Source organism: Tsukamurella sp. TY48 (assembly GCF_019656655.1).
Taxonomy (GTDB): Bacteria; Actinomycetota; Actinomycetes; order Mycobacteriales; family Mycobacteriaceae; genus Tsukamurella; species Tsukamurella strandjordii.
This window is the reverse complement of record NZ_BPMV01000001.1, coordinates 135,550-149,315: the sequence shown is the minus strand read 5'-3', so window position 1 is coordinate 149,315 and position 13,766 is coordinate 135,550. Positions and strand designations below refer to the sequence as shown.

The 13,766-nt window shown below is 70.2% G+C and carries 15 protein-coding genes; 6 read left to right on the top strand and 9 right to left on the bottom strand.

The features are described from left to right. The first annotated feature begins 64 nt into the window (after positions 1 to 64). Positions 65 to 1,045 carry a heme o synthase gene (locus TTY48_RS00745; protein WP_374758696.1) on the top strand — a complete coding sequence of 327 codons (981 nt, stop codon included), beginning with the start codon at positions 65 to 67 and terminating at the stop codon, positions 1,043 to 1,045. A 6-nt stretch (positions 1,046 to 1,051) separates the two neighbouring features. Then, complete coding sequence (locus TTY48_RS00740; RefSeq protein ID WP_255585446.1) at positions 1,052 to 1,681, top strand: maleylpyruvate isomerase family mycothiol-dependent enzyme; 630 nt, start codon at positions 1,052 to 1,054, stop codon at positions 1,679 to 1,681. Positions 1,682 to 1,694: 13 nt separating this feature from the next. On the opposite strand, the gene TTY48_RS00735 is transcribed toward TTY48_RS00740, so the two are convergent. Genes TTY48_RS00735 through TTY48_RS00725 form a run of 3 tightly spaced genes read right to left on the bottom strand, consistent with a single transcriptional unit; the run spans position 1,695 to position 3,707 of the window. After that, positions 1,695 to 2,078, bottom strand: a complete 384-nt coding sequence (locus TTY48_RS00735) for a hypothetical protein (protein WP_220655690.1) — start codon at positions 2,076 to 2,078, stop codon at positions 1,695 to 1,697. A gap of 46 nt (positions 2,079 to 2,124) precedes the next feature. Further along, complete coding sequence (locus TTY48_RS00730; RefSeq protein ID WP_220655689.1) at positions 2,125 to 2,700, bottom strand: TetR/AcrR family transcriptional regulator; 576 nt, start codon at positions 2,698 to 2,700, stop codon at positions 2,125 to 2,127. A 41-nt stretch (positions 2,701 to 2,741) separates the two neighbouring features. Further along, positions 2,742 to 3,707, bottom strand: a complete 966-nt coding sequence (locus TTY48_RS00725; RefSeq protein ID WP_220655688.1) for a quinone oxidoreductase — start codon at positions 3,705 to 3,707, stop codon at positions 2,742 to 2,744. A gap of 58 nt (positions 3,708 to 3,765) precedes the next feature. Here TTY48_RS00725 and TTY48_RS00720 point away from each other — a divergent pair, with 58 nt between their 5' ends. Next, on the top strand, positions 3,766 to 4,341 hold the full coding sequence (locus TTY48_RS00720) for a dihydrofolate reductase family protein (RefSeq protein WP_220655687.1): 576 nt from the start codon (positions 3,766 to 3,768) through the stop codon (positions 4,339 to 4,341). A gap of 4 nt (positions 4,342 to 4,345) precedes the next feature. On the opposite strand, the gene TTY48_RS00715 is transcribed toward TTY48_RS00720, so the two are convergent. Genes TTY48_RS00715 through mptB form a run of 6 tightly spaced genes read right to left on the bottom strand, consistent with a single transcriptional unit; the run spans position 4,346 to position 10,268 of the window. Next, complete coding sequence (locus TTY48_RS00715; RefSeq protein WP_220655686.1) at positions 4,346 to 4,642, bottom strand: hypothetical protein; 297 nt, start codon at positions 4,640 to 4,642, stop codon at positions 4,346 to 4,348. Continuing rightward, a complete protein-coding gene (locus TTY48_RS00710; RefSeq protein ID WP_220655685.1) occupies positions 4,639 to 5,619 on the bottom strand; it encodes a heme A synthase in 981 nt (326 codons plus the stop codon). The genes TTY48_RS00715 and TTY48_RS00710 overlap by 4 nt, the downstream gene beginning before the upstream one ends. A 23-nt stretch (positions 5,620 to 5,642) precedes the next feature. After that, positions 5,643 to 6,803 (bottom strand): MFS transporter, encoded by a 1,161-nt coding sequence (locus TTY48_RS00705; RefSeq protein WP_220655684.1) that lies wholly within the window; start codon positions 6,801 to 6,803, stop codon positions 5,643 to 5,645. A gap of 8 nt (positions 6,804 to 6,811) precedes the next feature. Further along, complete coding sequence (locus TTY48_RS00700; RefSeq protein ID WP_220655683.1) at positions 6,812 to 7,597, bottom strand: ABC transporter permease; 786 nt, start codon at positions 7,595 to 7,597, stop codon at positions 6,812 to 6,814. A 1-nt stretch (position 7,598) separates the two neighbouring features. Continuing rightward, on the bottom strand, positions 7,599 to 8,534 hold the full coding sequence (locus TTY48_RS00695; RefSeq protein WP_220655682.1) for an ABC transporter ATP-binding protein: 936 nt from the start codon (positions 8,532 to 8,534) through the stop codon (positions 7,599 to 7,601). A gap of 6 nt (positions 8,535 to 8,540) precedes the next feature. Next, entirely contained in the window at positions 8,541 to 10,268 is a 1,728-nt protein-coding gene (mptB, locus tag TTY48_RS00690; RefSeq protein ID WP_374758695.1) for a polyprenol phosphomannose-dependent alpha 1,6 mannosyltransferase MptB, read from the bottom strand. A gap of 190 nt (positions 10,269 to 10,458) precedes the next feature. Here mptB and TTY48_RS00685 point away from each other — a divergent pair, with 190 nt between their 5' ends. Genes TTY48_RS00685 through sufD form a run of 3 tightly spaced genes read left to right on the top strand, consistent with a single transcriptional unit; the run spans position 10,459 to position 13,757 of the window. After that, positions 10,459 to 11,142, top strand: coding sequence for a metalloregulator ArsR/SmtB family transcription factor (locus tag TTY48_RS00685; RefSeq protein WP_255585445.1), 684 nt, complete (start codon positions 10,459 to 10,461; stop codon positions 11,140 to 11,142). Between the two features lie 9 nt (positions 11,143 to 11,151). Continuing rightward, positions 11,152 to 12,582: a Fe-S cluster assembly protein SufB gene (sufB, locus tag TTY48_RS00680; RefSeq protein ID WP_220655680.1), complete on the top strand. Its 1,431-nt coding sequence runs from the start codon at positions 11,152 to 11,154 to the stop codon at positions 12,580 to 12,582. Continuing rightward, positions 12,582 to 13,757, top strand: coding sequence for a Fe-S cluster assembly protein SufD (gene sufD, locus TTY48_RS00675; RefSeq protein ID WP_220655679.1), 1,176 nt, complete (start codon positions 12,582 to 12,584; stop codon positions 13,755 to 13,757). The genes sufB and sufD overlap by 1 nt, the downstream gene beginning before the upstream one ends. The last annotated feature ends 9 nt before the right edge of the window (positions 13,758 to 13,766 follow it).

Here is a 13,766-nt window from a genome sequence, read left to right as displayed (position 1 = left end):
AGGCGCGCGCAGCGCGCAGCGAGCTCGGTTCAGCCCCGGGCGTGTCAGGAGAGATCGGGTGCCGATGGTTTTCAAGGGCGGGCACGGGACCAACACCCCCAGCGCTCGCGCCGAGGCCGTGGGCGTGCCCAAGACCATCTTCGGCCGGGTCGTGCAGACGGTGCTGGCCTACATCGCCCTCACCAAGCCCAAGGTGATCGAGCTGCTGCTCGTGGCCACCATCCCGGTGATGCTGCTCGCCGATCGCGGCCACGTGAACCTGCCGCTCATCCTGTCGACCCTGTTCGGCGGATGGCTGGGCGCCGCATCGGCCAACACCCTGAACATGGTGGCCGACGCCGATATCGACAAGAAGATGAAGCGCACCGAGCGGCGGCCGCTCGCGCGCCAGGCGGTGCCCACCCGGCACGCACTGATCTTCGGCCTGGCGCTGGCCGCGGCCTCGTTCGCCTGGCTGAGCGTGATGGCCAACCCGCTGGCCGCGTGGCTGGTGCTGGCCACCATCGCCTTCTACCTCTTCGTCTACACCATGCTGCTCAAGCGGCGCACCAGCCAGAACGTGGTGTGGGGCGGCGCAGCCGGCTGCATGCCCACCCTGGTGGGCTGGGCCGCGGCGACGGGCACGATCCAGTGGCCCGCGATCGTGCTGTTCATGGTGATCTTCTTCTGGACGCCGCCGCACACCTGGGCGCTGGCCATGCGCTACCGCGAGGATTACAAGGCCGCGGGCGTCCCGATGCTGCCGGTGGTGGCGCCGGAGACCACCGTCGCGCGGCAGATGGTCTGGTACACCTGGGCCACTGTGATCACCACGCTGGTGCTGATCCCCGCCGCCGGTGTCGTGTACGCCGTGGCCGCCGCACTGTGCGGTGCCTGGTTCCTGTACGCGGTGCACAAGCTGTACAAGCAGACCAAGGCAGGCCAGGAGATCAAGCCGCTCAAGGTGTTCCTGCAGTCGAACAACTACCTCGCCGTGCTGTTCTGCGCGCTGTCGGTGGACTCGATCCTCAACTTCCCGACCGTCGGCCACCTGCTGGGCCTGTAGGTCGCCGTGGCCGCCGCCGATCGCGCCGTGTGGCCGCTGATCTTCGCCGAACGGGCGGCACTCGCCGCCGATCTCGCCGGACTGACCGACGACCAGTGGGACACCCCGTCGCTGTGCGCGGGCCTGACGGTGCGCGAGGTGCTCGCCCACATCACCGCCGGCGCGTCCGACAATCCGGTCGTCTGGTTCGCGGGCGTGCTGCGGAACCGGTTCGACTTCGACGCCAATGTCGCGCAACGGCTGGCGAAGCGGCTCGGCGACGACCCCGCCGACACCCTGCGGCAGTTCCGCGCCGTCGAGACCAGTCGCACCAAGGCGCCGATACCGGTGGTCGCGATGCTGGGGGAGTCGATCGTGCACGGCGAGGACATCCGTCGCCCGCTCGGGATCGTCCGCGCCTACCCCGCCGAGGCCCTCGACCGGGTCGCACGCTTCTACGCGGGCTCCGATCTGATGCTGCCGTCCGCGACCCGGGCGAATGGCCTGCGGCTGCGCGCGACCGACACCGACTTCGCCGTCGGTGACGGACCCGAGGTGAGCGGTCCGACGATCGCGCTGATCATGGCGCTCACCGGCAGGGACGCCTACCTCGCCGAGCTCGACGGTCCGGGCCTGCCGGAGTTCGCCGCGCGCTGACGGCGCCGCCGTATCACCCGGACATCGGCCGTTCGCCGGTCACCGAGCGCACCCGCACGATCCGACCCGCGACGAAGTCGAAGGTATCGACCCCGCCGACGTGGCGGTCGCCCACGCGCGCATCCCACACGCAGTGCCCCCAGGAATCGGTGGTGTGCGCTTCCACGATGGAATAGGTCAGACCCGGCCGTGGTTCGCGGAACGCCCCGATCAGGTCGGCCAGCGCCTGTGGGGAATCCACGCGATCCCCGACGGTTCCGATCGCGGCGCCGCCGAAACGGATGGACACATGGTCCGCGCAGATCACCGCCGCACTATCCAGCTGCCCGTTCCACAGGTCGGTCCAGCCGTCCAGAAGATTCGCGTGCGGTCCCGTCGTTGTCATGTGACCGAGCATGGCCGAGGGGTGTGACAAGTCACCCGGAGCGACTGTCGACGCGTCCTCAGGAATGCGGCTGCAGGGCGGCGCGCACCGTCGCGCGGACGCGGCGGTCGACCTCCGCGGGGGAGGAGGAGTCGAGCTTGCCGTCCAGGTGCAGGAAGGCCAGGCCGTGCACGAGCGCCCAAACGGCGGTGGCGGTGTTGTCGGCGTCCTCGGAGGGAAGCGTCTGCGAGACGATGTGATTGAGGTACGCGGTGATCATCTCGACCGCCTCGACCCGATCGGGATCGGTGCCGCAGGGCTCGGCGAACATCGCCCGGAACAGGCCGGTGCGGTGCAGGGCGAAGTTCACGTACGCCACCGCGATATCGGCGAGGTCCTCGGGCGTCGACGGTTCCGGTGACGCCGCCGCGAGTGTCGCGGCCAGTTCCCGATAGCCGACGGCGGCGACCGCTGAGATCAGGGCGTTGCGGTCGGGGAAGTGGCGATAGGGGGCGGCGGTGGAGACCCCGGCACGCCGTGCCACCGCCCGCAGCGACAGGTCGTTCGCGCCGCCCTCCTCGTCGAGGAGTTCGACGGCGGCGTTGACGAGCGTGCCGGGAAGGTCGCCGTGGTGATAGGTGCCCGTCGTGGTCATGGAGACAATCTACCTCAGTGTTTGCGCCGCTTACATATCGGTCAGGGCAGCAGCGCCACCGAACCCGTGGTGCGGCGCGCCTGCAGATCGATGTGCGCCCGCGACGCCTCGGCCAGCGGGTAGGTGGCGCCCACGCGGAACCGCAGCGAACCGTCGTGCAGGCCGTCGAGCACGGCGCGGCTGCGCCGCGCGAACTCCTCCGGCGTGGCCACGTACGCGCCCAGGCTCGGCCGCTGCACGTAGAGCGAACCGAGCGGGTTCAGGCGCTGCAAGTCGAAGGGTGGCACCGGGCCGCTCGCGGCACCGAACAGCACCACGATGCCGCGCCGCCGCACTGCCGCGAGCGAGGCCTCGAAGGTGTCTTTGCCGACACCGTCGTACACCGCGGCGACGCCCTCGCCGCCCGTGAGCTCGCGCGCCCGTGCGGCGATGTCCTCGTCGTACCGCAGCACCTCCCACGCCCCGGCGTCCCGCGAGAGCCGCTCCTTCTCGTCGGTCGAGACGGTGGTGATCACGCGGGCACCGCGCGCGGCCGCGAACTGGGTCACCAGCAGGCCGGTACCGCCGGCACCCGCATGCACCAGCACGGTGTCGCCCGCCTGCACGGGGTAGGAGTCGTGGGTCAGGTAGTGCGCCGTCATGCCCTGCAGCAGGACCGACGCCGCGACCTCGGGTGCGACCCCGTCGGGCACCACCACGGTGCGCTCGGCAGCAACCGTCACCAGTTCGGCGTACGAGCCCGGCGCATCGCTCCAGGCGACCACATCACCGATCGCGCGGTCTGCGACGCCCTCGCCCACCGCCACCACGGTGCCGGAGCCCTCGCTGCCCGGGATGTACGGCAGGGCAGTGGGATACATGCCCTCGCGGAAGTAGGTGTCGATGAAGTTGACGCCGATGGCGGACGTGCGCACCAGCACCTGTCCCGGACCGGGCGCCGGATCCGGCGCCTCGCCGTAGTGCAGGACCTCGGGGCCGCCGTGTTCGCTCACAGTGATCGCACGCATGTGACTTTCAACCCCGAACCCGCCGAGCTATTCCCGGGCCGCCCGTAGGGTGAGACGCATGCGCTCACTGGTGTACTACGTCGCCGTCAGCCTGGACGGCCGAATCGCAGGTCCCCGAGGGGAATACGACTTCTACCCCGTCGACGACGAGTACTCGCGGCAGATGAACGAGGAGTGGTCCGACGGGCTGCCCACCGGGCTGCACGAGGCGCTCGGGATCACCCCGCCGCGCACCAAGTGGGACACCGTGGTGATGGGCCGCGGAACCTTCCAGCCCGCGATCGACATGGGCATCGCCGACCCCTACGCGCACCTGCGCACGATCGTCTACTCCTCGACGCTGAATCAGGCCGACCATCCCGCCGTGGAGATCGTGGCCGACGACCCCGTGGCGCACATGCGCGCACTGAAAGCGGAGGAGGGCGGCGACATCTGGCTGTGCGGCGGCGCGAAGCTCGCGGGCACGCTGGCCGATCAGATCGACCGCCTGGTGACGAAGATCTACCCGGTGACCGCCGGCGACGGCATCCCCTTGTTCCAGGACGGCTTCGCGCCGCGGCGCTGGACGCTGACCGACCACCGGGTGTTCGACATCGGGGTGATCCTGGCGCAGTACGACCGCGCCCGAAGCTAGTGCGCTATCTGGTGCCCAGAGCGCGGTAGCCGGCCATCCGGGCGTGGTGGCCCTGCTCGGTGGTCGCCTTCGAGACCAGCTCGCGGTCCCACTCCGAGGTGTCGATGCCGGCCCTCTCGGCGGCGTCGCGCGCCTGCGCCTCGTTGGCGACGATCTGATCGCCCATCACACCGTCCTCGCCGACGAGGGTGATCCGCACGCCCTCCTCGCCCATGTTCTGCAGCACGGCCTTGGCGCCGCCGTGGCGGCCCGCGAAGGCCTTCAGGCGGGAGACGACGTTCGACGGGGCCTGATCGCTCATACCGGCAGCATATCGCCCGTGCGGTCGGAGCCCCGCACCACCCGCGGCGACATCAGGCGGTACAGGATCGCGGTCTCGGCGATCACCGACATCGCGCCCGCGACGTGCAGCACCACCAGCAGCGCGGGAACACCGGTGAAGTACTGGACCACACCGATCAGCGACTGCGCGGCGACCACCGCGAAGACGATCTTCAGCCGTCGGCGCACCGCCTCCGACGACGGGCCGCGCGCGATGAGCACCGCGGCGCCGATCAGGATCGCCACGTACAGCGCGACCAGCAGGCCGTGCGTCAGGGACAGCAGGGGGATCGACGCGTCGAGCCGATCGATCGCCTTGGGATTGGTGCGGTCGCCCGCGTGCGGTCCGGCGGCGGTGACCACCACGCCCGCGGCCAGCACGAAGGCCATCACCACGGCGGAGACGGCGATCAGCCGGCGGGCGCCCGCGGGGGCGGCCTCGATCTCGGAGCCGTCGTCGGGCTCGGCGACCTTGGCGTACAGCGTGGCCGCGATCCACACCATGGCGCAGGAGACCAGCATGTGCGCGCCGACCACCCACCAGCGCAGCCCGGTGAGCACGGTGATACCGCCGAGAATGCCCTGCGCGAAGGTGGAGAAGGGCAGGATCCACGCGTAGACCAGGATCTCCTTGCGCCGCCGCGCCCTGGTCACCGCCAGCACGATCGCGATCGACGTGGTGACCACGATCCACACCGCGATCTGCCGGTTGCCGAACTCGATCGCCTGATGCCACCACGGAACGTCCTGCTGCGGGATGGGCAGCAGGGAATCGTCGAAGCACTTGGGCCAGGTGGGGCAGCCGAGGCCGGAGCCGGTCACCCGGACCACGGACCCGGTGACGGCGATCAGCGCCTGGGACAGCAGTGCCGCGAGCGCGAGACGCCGCTGCGTCCGCATGCTGGGCATCGGCAGGCGGTCGACGAGGCGCAGGAACAGCTGATACACGCCGTTCATCGTACTGGGAGCCGCACTGTCTACTACAAAGTGTCGGAGGTGCTGTCGGCGCGGGCGATCAACGCGAGGGAGAGCAGAGCCGCCACCGCTGCGGCGAGCGGCAGCGCGCCGATGCCCAGGGTGCCGAGCAGGGTGCCGCCGAGGGCGCCACCGGCGGCGACGCCCAGATGGGTGCCGGAGGTGTTGAGGGCGAGGGCCTGCGGTGCCACCGGCCCGGCGAGCGCGAACAGCCGGGCCTGGATCACCGGGGTGTTCCAGAACGCGAACCCGGCCCAGGCCGTGGCCACCACCAGGACCAGCGGGAACGGCATCGGCCGCGCCAGCCACAGCAACCACAGCGCGATCATGCACGCGGCCACCGCGCCGATGCCCACCACGAGGGCGCGGTCCGCTCCCCAGCGGTCGGCCGCCGATCCGCCGAGCCAGATCCCCACCGCGCCGGCGATCCCCGAGAGCGCGAAGGTCAGGGTCCTGGCGTCGAGTCCGGCGGATGTGGTGGCCGCCAGATACGGGGCCAGATACGTGTACAGCATCATCGAACCGGTCATCAGGGCCCAGTTCGCGGCCAGGCCGAGCGCCACCGGGCGGCTCCGCAGGGTCGCGAACTGTTCGGCCAAGGGCGGCGGTGTCGAGCCGCCCTCGTCCCGGGGCAGCACGGCCAGCATCGCGACCAGGACGACGGCGCCCGCGGCGGCCATCGTGGCGAAGGTCGCCTGCCAGCCGACGGTGCCGCCGATCCAGGTGCCGATCGGGACGCCCGCCGCGATCGAGCCGGTCACGCCGAGCGAGACCACGGCGAGGTAGCGGCCGGACCTGTCCGGTGGGGCGTGCTGCGCGGCGAAGGCGAACAGCGCCGGCGTGACCGATGCTGCGGCCAGTGCCGCGACGATCCGCAAGCCCAGGAGAAGAGGAAAGCTGGTCGCGAACGAGGCCGCCGCGTTCGCCGCGACGAAGACGAGCAGGCCACCCGCGAACAGGCGCCGCCGGGGCAGGCGGGCGAAGGCGATCGCCGAGACCGGTGCGGCCACGGCCACGGTGAGGGAGAAGGCGGTGATGAGCTGCCCGGCTTGGCCCTCGGAGACCCCGAGGTCCGTGGCGATCTCCGGGAGGATGCCGGCGATCACGTAATCGTCGGTGTACAGCACGAACCCGGCGCCGAACAGGACGAACAGCCAGGCGGGCACGGTGGGGCCTATCCCGTGAACCGGAACAGCCGGACCGCGGCGGTCGAGCCCAGCACGCCCCACACCAGGAGTACGGCGATCCCGAAGAGATCGAAGCCGCCGCCGGTGGTGGCGCGGATCAGTGCCTCGGTCAAGGCGCCCGACGGGGACAGTCGTGCGAGCAGGACGACGACGTCCGGCAGGTGCCGGTCGACCACCACGAGCGATCCGATCGCCGATCCCACGAACCACAGCAGATTCGCCAGGGCGAGGACCACTTCGGCCTTGAGCGTGCCGCCCAGGAGCAAGCCGAGCGAGGCGAAGGCGAAGACGCCCACGGCCATCGCGCCGGCGCCGATCACCAGGCCGAGCGGGTCGGGCCGCCAGCCGAGGGCGAAACCGATCGCGCCCAGGATCGTCGCCTGCAGACCGACCACGATCACCACGGCCAGCGTCTTGCCGGCGATCACGCCCCAGGTGGGCAGCGGGGTGGCGCCGAGTCGCTTGAGGGCGCCGTAGCGCCGATCGAAGCCCACGGCGATGGCCTGCCCGGTGAACGCCGTCGACATCACGGCCACTGCCATGATCGCCGGGACCAGCGTGTCGATGGTGAGCACGTCGTCGCCGATGGGCAGCACCGTCAGACCCACGAGCAGCGCGATCGGGATGAACATCGTGAGCAGCAGCTGCTCGCCGTTGCGGAGCAGCAGCGTGAGCTCCATCCGCGTCTGCGCGGCGATCATCGCGGCCGGTGCGGCGGGCCGCGGGGCCGGGGCGAAGGTTCCGGGGGTGAACCGGGAGTCGGTCGAGGTCACGTCATCCCCTCAGGTCGCGGCCGGTGAGATCGAGGAAGACGTCCTGCAGGCTCCGGGTACCCACCCGCAGATCGGAGATGAGGGCGTCGTGGTCGGCGCAGAAGGCCGTGGCGGCGGCGATCACGGCCGGCGTCACCTCGGCGCCGCGCACCACGTACACCGCGCGATCGTTCGGCTCACCGTCGTGCACGGTCACCGCGAAGCCCGTGCCCAGCCGGGCGGCCAGTCCGTCGGCGCTCAGGCCCGACGGTGCCGTGACTCGCAGTTCGTGTTCGGCCCCGGCCCGGGTCAGTTCCTCCGGCGTACCGTCGGCCACCGCGCGGCCGCGGTCGACGATGACGACCCGGTCGGCGAGAGCCTCGGCCTCGTCGAGCAGGTGGGTGGTGAGCAGTACCGAGACCCCGTCGCGGCGCAGCGCGGCGATGAGGTCCCAGACCAGCAGTCGGGCCTGGGCGTCGAGGCCCGCGGTGGGCTCGTCGAGGAAGACGAGTTCGGGGCGGCCGACGAGGGCGCAGGCGAGGGCGAGGCGCTGCTGCTGGCCCCCGGACAGCCGGCGGTAGCTGACGCCGACCACGTCGGAGAGGCCGAGGGTGGACAGCAGCCAGTCGGGGTCGAGCGGGTTCGCCGAGTAGGCGGCCACGAGGCGCAGCATCTCGCCGGCTTTGGCGCCGGGGTAGGCGCCGCCGCCCTGGAGCATCACGCCGATCCGGGGCTTGAGGCGGTCGGCGTCGGCGACGGGGTCGAGGCCGAGGACCCGGATCGTGCCGGAGTCGGGGGAGCCGAAGCCCTCGCACATCTCGACCGTCGTGGTCTTGCCGGCGCCGTTCGGTCCGAGCAGGGCGAGGACGCTGCCCTCATCGAGGGTCAGGCTCAGTCCGTCGACGGCGACGACGTCGCCGAAGCGCTTGGTGACGTCGATCGCGGACAGTGCTGGCACGGAAGGTCAGCGTACTGGACGGGCGGCCCGGCGCCGCGCGCGGTCGCGGGGCAGTTCGAAGGTCAGATAGACCGCGAGCGCCACCACGACCACGGTGGTCATACCGGCCTTGGCGATCACGTAGGGCTCGATCTCGCCGCCGTTGGGCATGAGCATCACGGAGATCACACTCGAGACGATGACCGCCGCGAGGCGGAATCCCGGTGCGGTGGCCCAGGCGGCCAGCGGGACGATGGCCCACAGCAGGTACCAGGGCTGCACCACGGGGAACAGCAGGACGAGCGCGCCCATCGAGATGCCCAGTGCGCCCACCGGGAGGATCCGTCCGGACAGTGTGGCGATCAGCATCCGCAGCACGATGAGGGCGCCCACCGCGGCGGCGATCGGCCGCGTGATCGCGAGGATCGCGGTGGTGTGATCGCCGAGCCCGAGCAGCACGCCCACCTGCCCGGTGCCGAGGCCGAGCACGGTGGGGATCGACATCCACGACCGGACCTTGTTGGCGGTGCCCAGGGTGCCCGCGTCGAGCCAGCCGTAGCCGAGTCCGGTGGATTGGCACACCACGACCACCACGATCACCAGGATCACGCCGAGGTACACCGCGGACACGGCGAGCGCGCCGAAGGTGCGTTTGGCGTGGGGACGGAAGTCGGCGAGCGCCTGCCGCCACCCGCCGAGCCGGCCGCCGATATCGGGGAAGCTGCCGCCCAGCCGGCGGGTGAGAGCCATGCCGATGAAGCCCAGAGCCAGCACCGAGGTGATCTTGATCAGGCCCGATGCGGCGATCGTCGCGGCACCGGCGGTGAGCAGCCAGCCGGTGGACGTGGGTTTGACACCGTCCACGAACTGCAGCCCGGAGGAGATCGCGCGCAGCGCCCACTCCATGCCGACGAGCATCATGCCGAGCATGAGCGCTTCGTTGTGGATGCCCGCGATGAGGTGGAAGATCACCAGTGGATTCGCCGCACCGAGCCAGAGCGCCGCGACCTCGCTGACGCCGCAGCGGCGGGCCAGGCGGGGGAGCGCCCACACGATCATGGCGACGCCGGCCAGCGCGAGCATGCGGTGTAGCACCACACCGGCGACGATGTTCTCACCGGTCAGGTAGGTGATGCCGCGGCCGAGGTAGAGGAACAGCGGCCCGTACGGCGCGGGGGTGTCGCGCCAGATGTTGGGGACCGACCGGGTGAAGACGTGGTCGATGCCCAGGGCCGCTGCGGGGCCGATCTTGTACGGGTCCAGGCCGCGGGCCGTGATCTCCGACTGCGCCAGGTACGAGTACACGTCCTTGCTGAACATCGGGGGCGCGAACAGGAAGGGGAGCACCCACAGTGCGAGGATGCGGTCGAAGGCGGGCCGGGTGAGCCGGCGGGTGGGTGCGGGATCGCGGTGCGCGCCGGGGACCAGGTAGCCGACGGTGTAGCGGCGCAGTAGTACCCACGCGATCATCAGCATCGCGGTGCCCACCATCGTCACGGTGAGCGCCGTGGACTGCATCCGGAACATCAGGCCCAGCACGCGCCGGCCGGCGATCGGGTTCTGCACCACGGGGAAGGCGCCCACGCCGAGCGCGCCGAAGGCGATGAGCACGGCGCCGACGCCGCCGAAGGTCGCGATGCGGCGCACCGAGGACTTCTCGGCGGCGGTCAGATCGGGGTAGCGGTCCTTCTCGTTGGCGTGCAGCCGCGTCACCGAACCGTGCTGGTCGCCGGACGACCCCGGCGGCTTGCTCAGTCCGAGGAAGTCCGCGACCGCGCGCGCACGATCGGGGAGCGTGGGGGTTGCGGACACGATCGCAAGCGTAGACGGTGCGCCGGATCACACCGGCTCGGTCGCGCCATCGCGCGGTGCGCAGGGCCTTCGGAACTTGAAGCTTAGCCTGGCCTTGCTGGAAAGCCCGTCCGATTTAAGAAACAATCGTGTTGTGAAATACGAGCAGGAGATCACCACGCGTGACGGGGACACCCGCGACGCCGTGGTCGCGCTGCTCATGAACCGGGGCCAGGCCACCGCGGCCGATATCGGCGAGGCCCTGGGGATCACGACCACCGCCGTGCGGCGTCACCTCGACAATCTGCTCGAGGCGGGCGACGTGACGGTGGCGCCACCGTCGGGACTCGGAGGGCGCGGGCGCGGTCGCCCGGCCAAGGAGTTCCTGCTCACGCAGTCCGGGCGGCGTCGCCTCGGTCAGGGTTACGACGCCCTGGCGGTCGACGCACTCCGCGCGCTGCGCGAGGTCGGCGGCGATGAGGCGGTGCGTGCCTTCGCGCGCCGTCGGGCCGAACAGGCCATCAGCACCGCAACCGTCAGCCCGACCGAGTCCGCGGACCCGGTCGACGGTGCCCGTAGGATCGCGGCGGCCCTCTCGGACGCCGGATTCTCCGCCGACGCCCGCGAAGTGGGCAGCGGCGTCCAGATCTGCCAACACCACTGCCCGGTGTCGGAGGTCGCAGCCGAGTTCCCCGAACTGTGCGAGGCCGAAATTTCGGCGATCGAACAGGCGTTGGGAACTCATGTACAGCGTTTGGCCACCATCGCCAACGGTGACCGCGCTTGCACGACCCATGTGCCCCTCGAGCACGTGGGACCGAAGAGCAACACCCGCTAAGGAGCTTCGATGACAACGGTCGACAACGGCCCGCTGTCCCAGGAGGAGACGATCGCCTCCCTGGGCACCTACGGCTACGGCTGGCACGACTCCGACGCCGCCGGCGCGTCGGCCCAGCGCGGACTCTCCGAGGCCGTGGTCACGGACATCTCGGCCAAGAAGAACGAGTCCGAGTGGATGCTCCAGCAGCGCCTCAAGGCCCTGAGCATCTTCGAGAAGAAGCCCATGCCCTCGTGGGGCAGCAACCTCGACGGCATCGACTTCGACAACATCAAGTACTTCGTGCGCTCCTCGGAGAAGCAGGCCGAGAGCTGGGAAGACCTGCCCGAGGACATCAAGAACACCTACGACAAGCTGGGCATCCCCGAGGCGGAGAAGCAGCGCCTCGTGGCCGGTGTGGCCGCCCAGTACGAGTCCGAGGTGGTGTACCACTCCATCCGCGAGGACCTGGAGGAGAAGGGTGTCATCTTTATGGACACCGACACCGGTCTGCGTGAGCACCCGGAGCTCTTCGAGGAGTACTTCGGCTCGGTGATCCCCGCGGGCGACAACAAGTTCTCCGCGCTGAACACCGCCGTGTGGTCGGGTGGCTCGTTCATCTACGTGCCCAAGGGCGTCCACGTGGACATCCCGCTGCAGGCCTACTTCCGGATCAACACCGAGAACATGGGCCAGTTCGAGCGCACCCTGATCATCGTCGACGAGGACGCCTACGTGCACTACGTCGAGGGCTGCACCGCGCCGATCTACAAGTCGGACTCGCTGCACTCCGCGGTGGTCGAGATCATCGTCAAGAAGGGCGGCCGCTGCCGCTACACCACGATCCAGAACTGGTCGAACAACGTCTACAACCTGGTCACCAAGCGCGCCAAGGCCGAGGCCGGCGCCACCATGGAGTGGATCGACGGCAACATCGGTTCCAAGGTCACCATGAAGTACCCGGCCGTGTGGATGATGGGCGAGCACGCCAAGGGCGAGGTGCTCTCCGTGGCCTTCGCCGGCGAGGGCCAGCACCAGGACACCGGCTCGAAGATGGTGCACTTCGCGCCGAACACCTCGAGCAACATCGTCAGCAAGTCCGTGGCGCGTGGCGGTGGCCGGGCCAGCTACCGCGGCCTGATCCAGATCAACAAGGGCGCGCACGGCAGCCGTTCCACGGTGAAGTGCGATGCGCTGCTGGTGGATACGATCTCCCGCTCGGACACCTACCCGTACGTCGACATCCGCGAGGACGACGTGACCATGGGCCACGAGGCCACCGTCTCGAAGGTCTCCGACGATCAGCTCTTCTACCTGATGAGCCGCGGCCTCACCGAGGACGAGGCCATGGCCATGGTGGTGCGCGGCTTCGTCGAGCCCATCGCCAAGGAGCTGCCGATGGAGTACGCCCTCGAGCTGAACCGACTGATCGAACTGCAGATGGAAGGGTCGGTGGGCTAGTGAGTTCCCAGCTCAACGAAGCCGTCGAGGCGCATCCCGTCGCCAACAAGGGCGAGCTGTTCACCTCGTTCGACGCGGACGCCTTCGAGGTGCCCAGCCATCGGGACGAGGCCTGGCGCTTCACCCCGCTGCGTCGTCTGCGCGGGCTGCACGACGGTTCCGCGCAGGCCGACGGTGCCGTCACGGTGTCCGTCGACGCGGTGCCCGAGGGGCTCACCGTCGAGACCGTGGCCAAGGGTGATCCCCGCCTCGGTGAGGCCGGCGTGCCCTTCGATCGTGTTGCCGCGCAGGCCTTCACCTCGATGACCGAGGCCACTGTGCTCACCATCGCCAAGGAGGCGGAGGTCGCCGAGCCGATCATCGTGCGCCTCGCCGGCCCCGGTGAGGGCAAGACCGCGTTCTCGCACATCCAGGTGCGCCTGGAGCGGCACTCGCGGGCCGTGGTCGTGCTCGACCACACGGGCTCGGGCACTGCCGCCGAGAACGTCGAGGTGATCCTGGGCGACGGTGCGTCGCTGCAGATCATCGACGCGCAGGACTTCGCCGACGATGCGGTGTGGGTCACCCAGCACCATGTGCGCCTGGGGCGCGACGCCCACGTGCGGCACTTCGCGGTGCAGCTCGGCGGCGAGCTGGTCCGGATGACCCCGCGCGTGCAGTTCGACGGCCCCGGCGGTAACGCGGAGCTGTTCGGCCTGTACTTCGCCGACGCCGGCCAGCACCTCGAGCAGCGCCTGCTGGTGGATCACTCGGTGCCGAACTGCAAGTCGAACGTGATCTACAAGGGCGCGCTGCAGGGCGATCCGGCCTCGAAGCTGCCCGATGCGCACACCGTCTGGGTGGGCGATGTGCTGATCCGTGCCGCGGCCGAGGGCACCGACACCTTCGAGCTGAACCGCAACCTGGTCCTCACCGACGGTGCGCGCGCCGATTCGGTGCCGAACCTGGAGATCGAGACCGGCGAGATCGAGGGCGCCGGCCATGCCAGCGCCACCGGCCGCTTCGACGATGAGCAGCTGTTCTACCTGCGTTCGCGCGGTATCGAAGAGGCCGAGGCCCGCCGCCTGGTGGTGCGCGGCTTCTTCCAGGAGCTGATCGACAGGATCTCCGTCCCCGAGCTGCGCGAGCGTCTCGCCGCGGCCATCGAAAACGAACTCGCCACCGCCGGCGTCTGATACGTACGA

What these genes read in the sequence shown, in the direction of transcription:
- TTY48_RS00730 (WP_220655689.1), bottom strand. Translation starts at nt 2,700, where the DNA reads ATGACCACGACGGGCACCTATCACCACGGCGACCTTCCCGGCACGCTC.
- TTY48_RS00715 (WP_220655686.1), bottom strand. Translation starts at nt 4,642, where the DNA reads ATGAGCGATCAGGCCCCGTCGAACGTCGTCTCCCGCCTGAAGGCCTTC.
- TTY48_RS00725 (WP_220655688.1), bottom strand. Translation starts at nt 3,707, where the DNA reads ATGCGTGCGATCACTGTGAGCGAACACGGCGGCCCCGAGGTCCTGCAC.
- TTY48_RS00720 (WP_220655687.1), top strand. Translation starts at nt 3,766, where the DNA reads ATGCGCTCACTGGTGTACTACGTCGCCGTCAGCCTGGACGGCCGAATC.
- TTY48_RS00735 (WP_220655690.1), bottom strand. Translation starts at nt 2,078, where the DNA reads ATGCTCGGTCACATGACAACGACGGGACCGCACGCGAATCTTCTGGAC.
- sufB (WP_220655680.1), top strand. Translation starts at nt 11,152, where the DNA reads ATGACAACGGTCGACAACGGCCCGCTGTCCCAGGAGGAGACGATCGCC.
- TTY48_RS00710 (WP_220655685.1), bottom strand. Translation starts at nt 5,619, where the DNA reads ATGAACGGCGTGTATCAGCTGTTCCTGCGCCTCGTCGACCGCCTGCCG.
- TTY48_RS00745 (WP_374758696.1), top strand. Translation starts at nt 65, where the DNA reads ATGGTTTTCAAGGGCGGGCACGGGACCAACACCCCCAGCGCTCGCGCC.